This window comes from Ruegeria sp. CRTD044 (assembly GCF_059613485.1).
Genome location: NZ_JBXWSP010000011.1, coordinates 227,450 through 241,321, shown reverse-complemented (window position 1 = coordinate 241,321; position 13,872 = coordinate 227,450). Strand labels below are relative to the sequence as shown.

General features: G+C 60.1%; 10 protein-coding genes. 6 read left to right on the top strand and 4 right to left on the bottom strand.

Annotated elements, in window-relative coordinates:
- Positions 1 to 84: 84 nt before the first annotated feature.
- The 4 genes from AC2FNL_RS11095 to AC2FNL_RS11080 form a co-directional block, all read right to left on the bottom strand.
- On the bottom strand, positions 85 to 1,707 hold the full coding sequence (locus AC2FNL_RS11095; RefSeq protein WP_093963248.1) for a hypothetical protein: 1,623 nt from the start codon (positions 1,705 to 1,707) through the stop codon (positions 85 to 87).
- Positions 1,708 to 1,871: 164 nt separating this feature from the next.
- Positions 1,872 to 3,995, bottom strand: a complete 2,124-nt coding sequence (locus tag AC2FNL_RS11090; protein WP_093963247.1) for a polysaccharide biosynthesis protein — start codon at positions 3,993 to 3,995, stop codon at positions 1,872 to 1,874.
- Positions 3,996 to 4,469: 474 nt separating this feature from the next.
- Positions 4,470 to 5,336, bottom strand: a complete 867-nt coding sequence (locus AC2FNL_RS11085; protein ID WP_093963246.1) for a sulfotransferase family protein — start codon at positions 5,334 to 5,336, stop codon at positions 4,470 to 4,472.
- A gap of 64 nt (positions 5,337 to 5,400) precedes the next feature.
- The gene (locus tag AC2FNL_RS11080; protein ID WP_496833626.1) at positions 5,401 to 6,621 is read right to left on the bottom strand and encodes a polysaccharide biosynthesis/export family protein; all 1,221 of its coding nucleotides are present in this window, start codon (positions 6,619 to 6,621) and stop codon (positions 5,401 to 5,403) included.
- 667 nt (positions 6,622 to 7,288) lie between these two features.
- Here AC2FNL_RS11080 and AC2FNL_RS11075 point away from each other — a divergent pair.
- The 6 genes from AC2FNL_RS11075 (at position 7,289) to asnB (ending at position 13,869) form a co-directional block, all read left to right on the top strand.
- Entirely contained in the window at positions 7,289 to 7,915 is a 627-nt protein-coding gene (locus AC2FNL_RS11075) for a sugar transferase (RefSeq protein ID WP_217360697.1), read from the top strand.
- On the top strand, positions 7,912 to 8,826 hold the full coding sequence (locus AC2FNL_RS11070) for a methionyl-tRNA formyltransferase (protein ID WP_496833624.1): 915 nt from the start codon (positions 7,912 to 7,914) through the stop codon (positions 8,824 to 8,826). Before AC2FNL_RS11075 ends, AC2FNL_RS11070 begins: the two co-directional genes overlap by 4 nt.
- Positions 8,823 to 9,518 carry a PIG-L deacetylase family protein gene (locus AC2FNL_RS11065; protein WP_496833622.1) on the top strand — a complete coding sequence of 232 codons (696 nt, stop codon included), beginning with the start codon at positions 8,823 to 8,825 and terminating at the stop codon, positions 9,516 to 9,518. Before AC2FNL_RS11070 ends, AC2FNL_RS11065 begins: the two co-directional genes overlap by 4 nt.
- A gap of 13 nt (positions 9,519 to 9,531) precedes the next feature.
- Positions 9,532 to 10,713, top strand: a complete 1,182-nt coding sequence (locus AC2FNL_RS11060; RefSeq protein ID WP_496833620.1) for a DegT/DnrJ/EryC1/StrS family aminotransferase — start codon at positions 9,532 to 9,534, stop codon at positions 10,711 to 10,713.
- 78 nt (positions 10,714 to 10,791) lie between these two features.
- Entirely contained in the window at positions 10,792 to 11,910 is a 1,119-nt protein-coding gene (locus tag AC2FNL_RS11055) for a glycosyltransferase (RefSeq protein WP_496833619.1), read from the top strand.
- Between the two features lie 12 nt (positions 11,911 to 11,922).
- Positions 11,923 to 13,869: an asparagine synthase (glutamine-hydrolyzing) gene (asnB, locus tag AC2FNL_RS11050; RefSeq protein WP_496833618.1), complete on the top strand. Its 1,947-nt coding sequence runs from the start codon at positions 11,923 to 11,925 to the stop codon at positions 13,867 to 13,869.
- The last annotated feature ends 3 nt before the right edge of the window (positions 13,870 to 13,872 follow it).

The window sequence follows — 13,872 nt, the reverse complement described above, 5'->3', positions numbered from 1 at the left end:
TGTTACTAAAATCTGCATGTCTGCGTAGGCCTCACACCGGCCGCTTGACGAACCGGCCACCAGAGACCGCGGATCGGGTTGGGCTCATTCCGTTGCTCCCGATGGCTTCAAGTATACCACACCTTGCCCGTAGCGGTTGCCCAATCCCGAAATTTCCACGGGCTGGTAGCCGTTTGTTTCCGCATAGCGCAACAATGGCTGCTCAAGAGCCGGATCATATCCCAGCAGGAAAGCGGAGGGAGGGTTGGAATCAAACACTGCCTGCAACCCGGCCGCATCCGCCATCACGTATTTCGTGGCCAAGTCAGGTTCCGTATAAGGCGCGATCCGATAGGCAAAAGGGCCAGTAGACAGTTCCGGATAGACCGGCAGTTGCGCTTCAAGCGGGTAGATCGGCATGATCGTCGCCACGGGTCCGTCTGGATGGGCACTCGATTCAAGCGCGGCCTTCAACGCTTCGCCACCCTGCGCCACTCGGGTAGTCGTAAAGCCGCTGCGATCGCTCAGCGCTGCCAGACCGGGAACGAGGCGCGGCGCCCCCAGCACTGCCAGCAGAACGAAACCGGCAGCAAGGACCGGGGTGACCTGCGAACGCTGCTCTGGCCCGACCTTTCGGAAAACCAACGCGCCCAGTAGGGGGATCATGACCAAGGGCTGAATGTAGTACTGCGGAAACCCGGGCGACGGCACAAAGCTGAAGGCGGCGGTCACGGCGATCAGGACCAAAACCAATAGAACCGCGCCGAGTTCGGAGAGCAGCATGCCGCCAGATCTGGCCAAAACTGCCAGATAGGCAACGACGAACAGGCAAACCAGCGCCGCTCCACCCAACCAGACCGAATAGGCCAACTGCACTTTGCCCCCAAGGCCCAGAGCCAGATCGGGTTCAGAGGCGGCGTTGGCCTGCCAGTAGGCCACGTGCGGACCCGTATGGAACTTGAGGACATGCGCGATGAAAACCGTAGGATCAACGGCCATGTTCCAAAACAACGGCAAGGCACCCAGCAGCCCGCCCGCCAGCATCGGCAGGGTCACCCGTCGAACACGTTCTGCAAACGCCATATGTCCGGGCATCAGAAAAGTGGCAATCGCGACGGGCGGAATGAAGACCACTGCGCTGACTTTCATCCCCGCTGCGATCGACAGGCAGACTCCAATCAGTACAAAAACAACTGGCCGCGGATGGTCGCGCTGGGTTTCCAGCAGAAAACCCCCGACACCCCATACAACGAAGGGCAATGGCAGCAGGTTGTTGCTGGCGGCCATTCCGGCCTGCGCAAGAAGTGTTCCATCAACCATCAAGACCGCGATGAAGAATGCCGCCAGCAGAGCCGATCCGGACAGGCGCCAGGTCACCCAACCGGTACCGCCGATCAACGCAATCCAACCAAGAAACACACCAAGGCGCGCTGAGCCCAGCAGACCCTCCTGACCGGTGATCAAATAGAGACCGCGGAAATACCACGCCGAATCCGGAACGTGATTGTAGAAGAAGTCCTGGTACAGGCGCCATTGGCCCAACAATTCTGCCGGTGCCACGAACATCAGTTCGTCCCGACGCAAACCAAAGGACATGATCCGGCCAAACAGGGCCGCCAACATCACGGCCAGCAGCCCCCCAAACAGGAGCCACAACACCGCCCGACGACGACCAGACCCGGCCTGAGAAACGGCCCGGTCACGCATATGTTCGGCCTCAGCCGTCATATCGTTCTCGCTTTGCCCGTTCGGACGGGCCCGCCAAAATCTGCAGGTTGCCGTGAACCGCCAGGGTCGCAAATGATCATCAACAATATGCTCCGAAGAGCCCTTCTGAAATCGTAACCCGCGGCTGAAAATGCCGCTCACTTAAATGTACTTTTGACAAAATTTTAGCGACCGGCGTTGATCGTCTCCAGATTTTTTTGCGGTGCGAAGTTTGCAATCCGCTTGGGCGTCGGCACAGGTTTGATCTGCGGCTTGCCGGTGCGCGCGGCCAGCTCTTTGCCATCGATCGGGCGCAGACCGTTTGCACCGTAACCCGGCACCAGATCCTTGAGCAGCTTTTTGACCCCAAGATCACTGCCGTCCTGAGCAGCCTGTTCCAGCTTGAGAATCAGCGCCCGCAAACGCGCGGCAGAGACGCCTTCGGGAATAGCCGAGGAAACGCCAGGGATACCGCTTTCGCGACGCTCTTCGGTCACGTCGAACAGCTCTTCGTACAGCTTTTCACCCTGACGGATACCGATGAATTTGATGTCGATGTCCTGATAGGGCTCAAGGCCGGCCAGACGGATCATGCGCTCGGCGAGGTCCACGATCTTGACTGGCCGACCCATATCCAGAACGAAAATCTCGCCGTGACTGTCTTCAAGGTTCAAACCCCGCGCGGCGGCGACCAGTGTCAGCTGCACGGCTTCACGGATGGTCATGAAGTACCGCTCCATTTTCGGATCAGTCACCGTCAGCGGCCCACCTTCCGAGATCTGGCGCTGGAACAGCGGGATCAGCGAGCCGGACGACCCCAGCACGTTACCGAACCGAACCGAGAAGAAGCGGGTCTTCTCGTCGGTTTCGTTGGTCACACGGTCCTGCGCCTGAACGTAGAACTCGGCCACGCGCTTGGTGGCGCCCATGACGCTGGTGCTGTTCACCGCCTTGTCCGTCGAGACCTGAACCATGGCGATTGCACCCACATTGCGGGCCGCGTCCGCCACATTCCGGGTTCCGATCACGTTGGTCAGAACGCCTTCGCAAGGGTTCAGCTCAACCATCGGCACATGCTTCAGTGCAGCAGCATTGAAGACCAACTCGGGGCGGTGACGTTCAAAGATCGCGTTCACGCGGGACGCGTTGCGAATGTCGGCCACGTAGATGCGGCGTGCGACATCCGGGAAGTTTTGACCCAGATCCATATCGATGGAATAGGCGTTATATTCCGTGTTCTCGATCATCACCAGCTCGGCCGGCTCGAACGAGGCGATCTGGCGTGTCAGCTCGCTACCGATCGACCCTCCGGCGCCGGTGATCAGGACACGGCGGCCCTTGAACATCTCGCGCAGCATCGAGCGTTCGACCGCTTTCTGCGGACGGTCCAGGATGTCTTCGGGATTGACGGTCCGGATGCCATTGCTCTCGGTGCCAAGTTCTTCGAGTCCCGCCAGACGCGATACCGGAATGCTGTTGGCCTCAGCCCAACGGGTCAGCTTGCGAATGCCATCGCTTTCAAAATGGGTTACGGGCTCGGTCAACAAAACGCGCTGCGGCAGTTGGTCATAATACTTCAGACGTTCGATGACGGCGTCAGCATCCAACAGCGACCCGATGATCTTCACATCGTGAAAATACAGGCCCTGCGTGTTCCGCGCATCGTCGATGATCCCGACAGGTTCATACTTGGATTCCTGATTGTGCAGCGACCGCACGAACAGGTCGCAGCTGGCGCCGGTTCCGACCAGAATAACCGGGATTTTCCCGTTAGACGCATCCGGGCAACGGCGCGCCGGATCGCTCGTCAGCTCGGTGCTGCGCGCTAGGACGCGCAGAGTACCAAAGGCGGGAACCAACAGCAGGAACTGAATAACATAGACCGCCAGCGGCACCTGTGCGGTAACGGGAAGGGCAGCACCCAGCAATGCCAACAAAACAACCGACAGCCCTGCAGCACGCACGATCAGCGTCACATCGCGCAGCGAAGTCGACCGTGTGTGGCGTTTGTAGATGCCGGAAAGCGGCAAAACCGCCAGCGCCACCAGGCAGGTCATAACGACCAACGGCAACAGAACAGACCCGAACTGTTCAGGAACGATGCCACCATTAGCCAGAACGACGGCCGCGGCCACAGCTCCGGCGGATGCGAATACATCTCCAATCAGCAGGCGCCGGTTGGCGCTCAATTCGGTCAGCTTCTGTCGCAGCTTCGACTGGATGTCTCCGAAGGCGCGATCCTGTTCGATCGTGCTATCTGCATCCGGTCCACTCTTGAGCTTAACCAACTCTTGCTCGTACATACTCATAAGAACCCCCGGCAAAAATTGCCACTTACCACTCGACTGAAATGAGACGGGCCAAACACGCCCGCTCCACCACTAAAAAGCCTCAATTCCCGATCGACGCCACATGGCGCCGGCCGGCAAACACATTGCTTCGCTAAAAGTCCCCCACGTGAATCCGGGCGCCTAGAAACCTCCGCCCTGAACCAAACCCCCTTTTAACTCGTCAACTCGTTACACTATACGTCGTCTGGCCCATCACAGGGTCCCGACCACGAACCCACGTCTTCAAGGCTACCACACCACCATTGGTATCAAAATCCCCTTTCCACCACTTGGACACCATAAAATCACAGAAATGCCATTTTTTTCAGCACGCGACCGCCGTCGCAGTATCAATTGTTGTATCCTCAGGGCCCGATAGTCCCGGTTCATCGTGCACGCACAAAGCCCTAAGGCGCTTTTGTTTCCTGAATGGAAACCAAACTATGGCTTCGATCATGACATGGCCTGCGATTCGCTTCTGTGAACGGCATCCGAAACCGTCCAATTCTGGCAGAGACCCGGATTGCGGCGGGCAAGCAATTCTACGTCGGCCGCATAGAACTCGGTCATCTTCGCCTCCAACTCGGGCGACAGGGCCGGGTAGGTCACCTTTCGAGCGACGGCGTTTCGGATGGACCGTACCGGCCAGGTGTGACGTACAGGGTCCAGAACAGCTCGAACCGGCTTCAGCACGCGACGCAGCGACAGTGGCACCATGGGTGCATTCTTATCTTTGACCTTCTGCTGCACCGGCGGTTCCAGCTGTCCGTCATATCCAATATGGCCGGCCACCTTCTTCAGGTTCCCATGAGGGTTCACACGTACATCCTCATAGGCCAGCAGCAGGATCTGGTCCTCTGGGAACAAGTCGTAGAACCGCTTCAGATGGTGGCCGTATCGCCCATCGGACAGAAACCGCTGGTCGGCCGCGACCGCCGGATCCAGATAATCTTCGATCCTTCCCGAGACCTCGCCGCGGCGGAACAGCATGCAATAGTCGGAATAGGCGCGCTGAACCGGGTCCCGCATCTGCAGGATCAACCGAGTTTCAGGGAAATTGTCTCGGATGCGTTGCGCAGCCAAGGGTTCAGTCAGGTACGAATTCGATTTTTCCCCGATCAGATCTGCGCCATCGCAGTCTTCGAACTGGTCACGATACCAGTCCAGTCCGTTTCCAAAATACCGAGAAAAGAAATGCAACTCGGGACCCGGCATATGAATGGCCGGCGTCTGCATCAGCGACTTTTGCAACCAGGTGGTTGCACATTTCGCGGCACCAAAAATCAGAAAGTCGACCGGACGACCGTCAGGGAGAGACATTGGAATACTCGTGACCTTGCGAACAGACTAAAAAACAAACCCGGCAAACCTCGCGCCGGAAAACTCAATTCGACGTAACAATGGTTCTTCGTACGACTTCTATGGTGTCCCCGGGCTGAACCGCCTCGGTCCCGTCGATCTTGCGTGGCGCCGTGCCACCCGCCCGTGTGACGATGTATTCAATCACGACTTCACTTGCGATGTCATCTTCGCTGAGCAAGCCGGCGGCGGCCAGTTCTCCGTGCAGGCTCGCCGCGGTATCTAGGCGCGTCCGAAGCGCGGCCAACTCGCGTTCGACCGCGTTCAACTGGACCAGAGCATCAGAGCGCGCCTTGTCATCCAGTTCCAGCTCGTCGCGCTCGGCGCGGTTCAGCTCCTGACGGGCCAGCATCAGCGCAACCTCCTGATCCAGACGCTTGGATTCCAGATCGTTCAGAAGATTGGTCATAGTCGTCACCCGGTTCGATACGGTCAGACCTTTTTCCTTGAGCTGGTTCAGGTTTTCTAACTCCCGGCTGACATTCTCGATCTGCGTTTTGCGAAGTTCCAACTGGATGGTCAGGCTCGAGATCTGCTCTTTGAGCATCTCCTGCAGATCCCGAATTCGTTCACCCAAACCCTCGCGGGCGTTCATTGTCGCCTCGAGGATTTCACCCTCGAGCCCTCCGGGAGCGTCAGGCGCCGCGTCGGTGCCGGTCTCAATCCCTTCTTCCTGCAGGCTCGCAAGGTCAGCTTTCAGCCGCTGCCTCTCATCTTCCAACTCATCGATCTGAGTGGATAGGAGCCGCATTTCGCCACCCATCCGCATGATCTGGAAATCATTGTTTGCCCCAAACTGGATCGGAGGACGGATCGGGCCACCTGCAAGGGCCAGAACCTGCTGGGCGGTCATCCCGGGATGGTAGGCGTAAGCGCCCGGCGAATTGACGTCTCCAAGAACAAAGACCGGAAGGTGGCTGGTCACTTCAAGCGCGACCTTTGGCGGCTCGGCCATGCCGGTCTGGCTGCTGAGCTCAAGCTCCAACATCTGCGACAGTTCCAAAGTAGTCAGTCCGGCCGCCTCAACCTGCCCCACCAGCGGAAACATCAGCGTTCCGTCACCGGCCAGAGCGAACTCGCCGGACACGCCATCCCAAATCATGTAACTTGCGGACAATGGGTCCCAACGCATGGCACGAACCGACAGGCGGTCCTGCGGCAGCAGGCGATAGCTTTCGGCCAGGGCCGGCACAGCGGCCAGCACAAACAACAGCGTCGCCAGAATTACTTGAAAGAAGCTGCGCAAAACCTGGCCTCCCAACTCTTAAATACCAACAAGCCGGGCGTGGGTGCCGGGCACGATACTCAAATCTCGAAAACACAAACCGCACCCACAGCGCAAGTCGGTCGTCAAAAGCAATTTCGGTCATCGACGGAACAGAAACGATCCCGCTCGGCAAATCATAGGCGCTTGGCCTCAGGCTGACAAGCAAAGCCAATGGCGCTTCGCCTTTGGCGCTGGCTTTCCTGTCGACACTGACCTGTCAGCGCCTGGGCCGCCGCCTCGGCCGCGTTCGCAACCCCCTGTGAATGCAGCCCGAAGGCTGGGTCTTTTGCGCGAAACACCCGATCAGAACACCCCGCCTTGTTTCGCGGCAATCACGGCGCGGCTTGGGCTCCTGCTTTTCCTGACTGGCAACAATTCACGGCTTTAGTTCGAATCGTTGACGCAATACAGCAGCCAAATCAGCATCAGCGTCTAGTCAGCCCTGCATTCTCAGCCCCCGCATCCCGCGGCGGCATCGACGGCTTGCAAACAGAATCCGTTTCGACCAATCTTGCTGCATCGCCGCTTGTCGACCCGGGTTGTCGGTATTTCAGTCGCGGTTGCTCGGGTGGCGTGTCGCGTCCCTTTGTATTGGTTGATTTTTTGTGTGTGCGGGACCCCGCGTGTTGCGAGTTGGATTTGATTTGTGAATCGGTTGCTTGAAATCCTGATCTGCCTGCTGCTGGGCCTGCTCGCGCTTCCCTTCTTTGTCATTGCGTGCGTCGTGGTTTATTTGTCCATCGGCCGCCCATTGATGTTTTCGCAGATCCGAGCTGGACGCCAGGGTCGCAATTTCCGGCTCTACAAACTGCGCAGCATGAAAGAGACGCGCGCGGCGGATGGCTCGTTGCACCCCGATGCGGATCGCCAGACGCGCGCCACGGCAATGATCCGGCGCCTACGCCTCGACGAGATCCCGCAACTTGTCCTGATCCTGCAGAACAAAATGGCCCTGGTTGGGCCACGCCCCTTGCTGCCTGAGACGATCGAAGACTTCGGACCCGCCGGACAATACCGATGTTCCGTTCGGCCGGGGCTGACCGGGTGGGCGCAGGTCAGCGGCAACACCAACCTCAGCAACAGTGAAAAGCTGAGCCTTGATCTATGGTACGTGGCGCATCGGTCACTGGCGCTGGACCTGCAGATTTTGGGCGAAACAGTCGGAGCGGCCCTGCACAACGAACCCCGCCGCGACGACCGGATCGAGGCGGCGCGGAAATGGATGGACTCGAATGGCTCGCTGGCCCAGGACATGCAGGAGATGAACGCGTGAATATCGTACTTGTCGGCGCCGTCGAGACCACGCTTGCAGCCCTGATGTCGATGTGCGGTGCCGGGCATGTGCCGGCCCTTCTGGTAACCCTGTCGCCGCGCCTGTCCGCACGGCATTCGGATTTCGTCGACCTGTCACCGACGGCCGAGAAATATGGCGTCCCGGTTCTGCATATCGAGAAAACCAACGATCCGGCGACTCTCGAACAGATTGCCAAGGTCAAACCCGACCTGATCCTGGTGCTCGGTTGGTCACAGATCTGCGGCCCCGAGTTCCGGGCATTGGCGCGGATTGGCTGCATCGGGTTTCATCCGTCGGCCCTGCCCCGCCTGCGGGGGCGCGGTGTCATCCCCTGGACGATCCTGTTGCAGGAACGAAACGTCGGGTCCTCGCTTTTCTGGTTGGGCGAAGGCGCCGATGACGGCCCTATTGCCGCTCAGGCCATCTATGCGGTCGATCCCGAAACCGTCACCGCACGCGAGTTGTACAATCGAGCCTTGCGTGCCGTCTCTGGACTGCTGCCGCCTCTGTTGAACCAGATCTCCAATGGCGACATCCCGGCCGAACCGCAACGCACCGACGGAATCAGCCTGTGCGCCCGCCGCCGCCCCGAAGACGGCCTGATTGACTGGACCAATCCTGCCGCGGACATTCACCGCCTGATCCGTGCATCGGGTCCGCCCTACCCCGGCGCCTACACCTTTGGCCCCGATGGCGTGAAACTGGTTCTGACAGGGGTCAGGTATACCGAGCCGGAGGGCTACTTCATCGGTCTGCCCGGCCAGATCCAGGCCATCGGCAACGGCGGCTTTACGGTAGCCTGCGGCGACGGGCGCTGTTTGGACATAACCGAATGGTCAGGGGCCGACACCCCCCCTGCCCTTCACGCGAAACTGAGGACACATCCATGATCGCTTCGGACCTGACCACTGGCCACGCCGGCCCCGCGCTGATCGTCGCTCCGCATCCCGATGATGAGGTTCTGGGCGCCGGCGGCACGATGGCCCGCATGGCCGATGCTGGGCGCGAAGTGCATGTGGTTGTCGTCACTCGCGGCAAACCCCCGAAGTTTACCGATGAACAGGTCGCAACCACACGGCGCGAGGCACGCAACGCACATGACCTGCTGGGCGTCACCGAAACACATTGGATGGACTTCAATGCGGCGGAGTTGTCAGAACATGCCCATTCGGACCTGAACGGTGCGCTGGGAAAGCTGGTCCGCGACATCGCCCCCAGCCTGATCCTGGCTCCGCATCCGGGCGACATTCATATGGATCACCAGTTGAGTTTTCTGTCCACGCTGGTGGCAAGCCGCCCGCATCAACATGACTATCCAGCCAATATTCTGGCCTACGAAACCCTTTCCGAAACCAATTGGAACGCCCCCTATCTGACCCCGGCCTTCGTGCCAAACGTGTTTGTCGACATCTCGGACACGATCGAACGGAAGCTTCAGGCGTTCGGCAAGTTCGAAAGCCAGGTCAAGCAGGCCCCGCACGAACGTTCGGTCGACAGCTTGCGCGCCTTGGCCACCCTGCGCGGCGCGACGGTGCACCGGTCGGCGGCTGAAGGCTTTGTTCTGGTCCGATCGGTGATTTGACAGGAGGTGCGAAATGCAGATGTGGCCCATCTATGACCAGGAACAGATCGACGCCGTAGCGCAAGTTCTGGCCTCTGGCAAAGTCAACGCCTGGACCGGCCCGGATGTTCGCGCATTCGAGGCCGAATACTGCGCATATACCGGAGCCAAACACGCGATCGCCATGGCCAACGGAACAGTAACGCTGGACGCCGCGATGCTCGGGCTAGACCTGCAACCGGGTGACGAGGTCATCGTAACCCCGCGCAGCTTCATCGCCTCGGCCAGCTCGGTGATGCTGGCGGGCGGTGTCCCGGTCTTTGTCGATGTCGATCCCGACACCCAGAACATCACGCCCGAAACCATCGCCCCGGCGATCACGCCGCGCACCCGGGGGATCATACCCGTGCATCTGGGCGGTTGGCCCTGTGACATGGACGGCATCATGGATCTGGCCCGCGCCCACGACCTTTGGGTCATCGAAGACTGCGCCCAGGCCCACGGCGCAATGATTGGCGACCGCCATGTCGGAGCCATCGGGACCTTGGGCTCGTTTTCCTTCTGCCAGGACAAGATCATGACCACAGGCGGCGAAGGCGGTCTGCTGCTGACCGACAATTCTGATCTTTGGAGCCGTATCTGGAGCTACAAGGATCACGGCAAAGGTTATGACACCGTGTTCAACACCAAACACCCACCCGGCTTTCGCTGGCTGCACGACTCGGGACCCGGCACCAATCTGCGAATGAACGGCCCTTCGGCAGCACTTGGTCGAATACAGCTGAAACGCCTGGACGCGTGGCGCGCGCACCGGACGGCAAATGCGGATCTCCTGCACAACGCCCTTGCGACCTGCCCGGCCTTTCGCGTGCCAATGCCACCTGACGGCGTTACCCACGCATTTTATCGGTTCTACGCATTTGTACGGCCGGAAACACTTGCGCCCGGCTGGAGCCGGGACCGCATCATCGCCGAGATCGCCGAGGCCGGCTTTCCCGCCTTTTCCGGCAGCTGCTCTGAGATTTACCTCGAGAAAACCTTCACCAGCCGAGGCCTGGGACCCAAGGAACCGTTGCCCGTGGCTCGCGAGCTGGGCGAAACCAGCCTTGCCTTCCTGGTCGACCCGGCCTGGTCCGCCGAGAACGTCGCTCGTCTGGCGCAGGTCATCGTTGATGTGGGCCAAAAGGCGACGGCCCGCCACATGGCACAGGGCTGAGCGCGAATTGGTGATGTGTGGCCGATCAACATACAGCTTGTGTCGAACGCCCACCGGTGAGCTGCGGAGGGTGACCCGATGATCTTGCATGTCACCACTGATTTCTCGGGCCAAGGTGGCGCACAAGCCATGTTGGCCCGACTTTTGGCCCATTCGGGCGAACGGGCCTGCGTCGTCGCCCTGACCGAGGTTTCGGAGCGCTGCCGCGCGGTGGCGGCGAATGACAAGGTCGAATACGTTTCGCTGCGTGCCAGATCGCCATTGGCCCTGTTACGCGCGGTTTGGCAGATCCGACGTTTGATCCGGACCCATCAGCCCGATGTGGTTCTGTGCTGGATGTACCATGCAATGGTCCTCGGCCTGATTTCCGGCAAACTTGCCGGGCGGCGCGTTCCCGTCGTTTGGACCGTGCGGCAAGCGCTGGACGACCCGGCTGCCTTCACCCGCAGCACCCGCGCTGCGGTGGCGCTGTCTAAGGTGCTTTCCCGATTCTGTCAGGGGATCCTCTACAACTCGACCCGCGCTCAAACTCAGCACGAGAAATACGGCTTTGCCGGGGACCATTCCACGGTGATTCCAAACGGGTTTATCCTTCCGCCCAATCCAACGGCGCGGCCGGGGCCCGCCCGCGTGCTTGGAGTGGCGGCAAGGTTTCACCCGCAGAAAGACTTCGAAACCTTCTTCCGCGCCTTCTCGGTTGCGCGCCAGTCCGTCCCGGACCTGCACGCCCGTCTGGCCGGAGACGGCGTGACGCTGGAGAACCCCGAGATCCGCGCGATGCTGGCCGACAACGATTTGCTCGAAGACAGTGTGACATTGTGCGGTGACCTGCACGATATGTCCGAGTTCTATGCGAGTATTGACCTGCTGGTTCTGGCCTCGCGCACCGAAGGCTTTCCGAATGTGATCGCCGAAGCCATGAGCCACGGCCGCCCGGTCGTGACGACTCATGTCGGCGACAGCGCCAGAGTGGTGGACTCGTGTGGCTATGTCGTGCCGCCACGTGATCCGCAGGCATTGGCAGAGGCCCTCGTCCAAGCTTCCAACTGGCCGCCCGAAACCTACAAATCCCATAGCAATGCTGCCCGCGACCGCATCGCCACACATTACTCCCTCGACGCGATTGCCCGCGCCTATGATCAGGCCCTGAACCAAGCTGCCAACCCTGCGCCACCCACAGCGCCCCAAGCCGAATAAAGGACCTGACCCATGTGCGGTATCGCCGGATTTCTGACTTTTCAGCCGATGGGCTCCGACTCGGGCCGCGCCACGCTGCAGGCCATGTGCGACGCTATTCAGCACCGGGGTCCCGATGCCGACGGGTTGTTTGTCGATCCAGACGCCGGCGTGGCTCTGGGCCACCGCCGCCTTTCGATCGTCGACCTGTCGGAGACCGGGGCGCAGCCAATGACCTCGCCCAGCGGCCGGTTCACCATCGTCTACAATGGGGAAATCTACGGTTTTCTGGCCCTGCGGCAGACGTTGCTGAACAAGGGCGTCACGTTTCGCGGCACATCCGATACCGAGGTGCTACTGGCGGCGATGGACCGCTGGGGCATCCGCAAGACACTGGAACAGGCGCACGGCATGTTCGCCTTCGCGGTCTTGGATCGCAAGCTGAACCGGGTGGTTTTTGCACGCGACCGGCTGGGCAAAAAACCCCTGTATCTAGGCCTCAAGTCCGGCCAGCTTTTGTTTGGTTCCGAACTCAAGGCGCTGCGCGCGAACCCCGCATTTGGCTCGCCGGAAGCCGACCGGCGGGCCCAGGCGCAATACGCCCGCTACGGATATGTGCCGGCACCACTCTCGATCTATCGCGAAGTTATGAAGTTGCCCGCCGGATCAATGGTCGAAGTCCGCTTGGACCAGCCGCCCGCGACGGCTCAGGACCTGGTAGATGCCATCCGGACGTTCTGGGACCTTCGCGACTGCGCGAAACGGGGACTTGCCGCACCGATCCACGACGAAGAACGGGCGCTGGCTCGTATTGAAGAGGAACTGCAGCGTGCCGTGCAGGAGCGCATGGTCGCGGACGTCTCGGTGGGGTCCTTCCTGTCCGGCGGGATAGATTCAACCCTGATCACTGCCATGATGCAGGAACAAACCAACGGCAAGGTAACAAGCTTTACAGTCCGTTTCGAGGAAGAAGGCCTGAACGAAGCAGACCATGCCGCCGCAATCGCTGCACATCTGGGCACGGACCATCACGAGGTCACTGCAACACCATCCATGGCCTTCGAATTGCTCGATGACCTACCGCACGTCTATGACGAACCTTTTGCCGACCCGTCCGGCGTTCCAACCCTGCTGGTTTCCAAACTGGCCCGCGATCAACTGACCGTCGTGCTGTCGGGTGATGGCGGCGACGAGTCCTTTGGCGGGTACGAACGCTATGCCCGAATGATGGCGATGGAACGCCTGGGCCGAAAGCTTCCTCGGCCGGCTGCGTCGATTTTGGCAGCATCGCCTGATGCCCTGCGTGCAGCCGTTGCGCCGATCCTGCGTAAACTCGTTTCAGGCACCATGCGCGACCAGATCACAGCCGACAGGATCTCCAAAGTCGCCTCGGTCATCGCGCAGCCTGATTTCAGAAGCCGATACAATACCCTGTTCAGTCTTTGGGACCCGGCAGCAGCGCTGAAGGACGTGAATGACGGCGGGGTTTATCAAACACTCGGATTGCCCAACGGCCTTGATGAAGTTGACACGATGCTGCTGCTGGATTCCTGCCTGTATTTGCCCGAAGGCATTCTTGTGAAAGTCGATCGAGCGTCGATGGCCGTCGGTCTTGAGGCGCGCGCGCCCTTGTTGGATGACCGCGTTGTCGCCGCCGCTTGGCAGGCGCCCCGATCCCTGCGTTTCGACGGCAAACAGGGCAAGGTGGCCCTAAGGCGCCTAGTGGACAAGCGCGTACCAAAGGCCTTGTATGATCGTCCGAAACAAGGGTTCGGAATTCCCGTCAACGACTGGCTGCGTGGCCCGCTGAAGCCTGTGGCAAACGAGGTTTTTTCAACAGGACAAGGGGTCGAGGACGTATTCGACACAGCCACCTTGGCGCGACGATGGCGCGAGCATCTCAGCGGACGTCGCAATTGGGGGCCCCATCTGTGGACGGTTCTGATGTATCATTTCTGGCAGAAAAAATGGCTGGCCTGATCC

Excerpts from the sequence above, each read along its gene's own strand:
- AC2FNL_RS11060 (WP_496833620.1), top strand. The coding sequence starts at position 9,532 with ATGCAGATGTGGCCCATCTATGACCAGGAACAGATCGACGCCGTAGCG.
- AC2FNL_RS11065 (WP_496833622.1), top strand. The coding sequence starts at position 8,823 with ATGATCGCTTCGGACCTGACCACTGGCCACGCCGGCCCCGCGCTGATC.
- AC2FNL_RS11055 (WP_496833619.1), top strand. The coding sequence starts at position 10,792 with ATGATCTTGCATGTCACCACTGATTTCTCGGGCCAAGGTGGCGCACAA.
- AC2FNL_RS11085 (WP_093963246.1), bottom strand. The coding sequence starts at position 5,336 with ATGTCTCTCCCTGACGGTCGTCCGGTCGACTTTCTGATTTTTGGTGCC.
- AC2FNL_RS11095 (WP_093963248.1), bottom strand. The coding sequence starts at position 1,707 with ATGACGGCTGAGGCCGAACATATGCGTGACCGGGCCGTTTCTCAGGCC.
- asnB (WP_496833618.1), top strand. The coding sequence starts at position 11,923 with ATGTGCGGTATCGCCGGATTTCTGACTTTTCAGCCGATGGGCTCCGAC.
- AC2FNL_RS11090 (WP_093963247.1), bottom strand. The coding sequence starts at position 3,995 with ATGAGTATGTACGAGCAAGAGTTGGTTAAGCTCAAGAGTGGACCGGAT.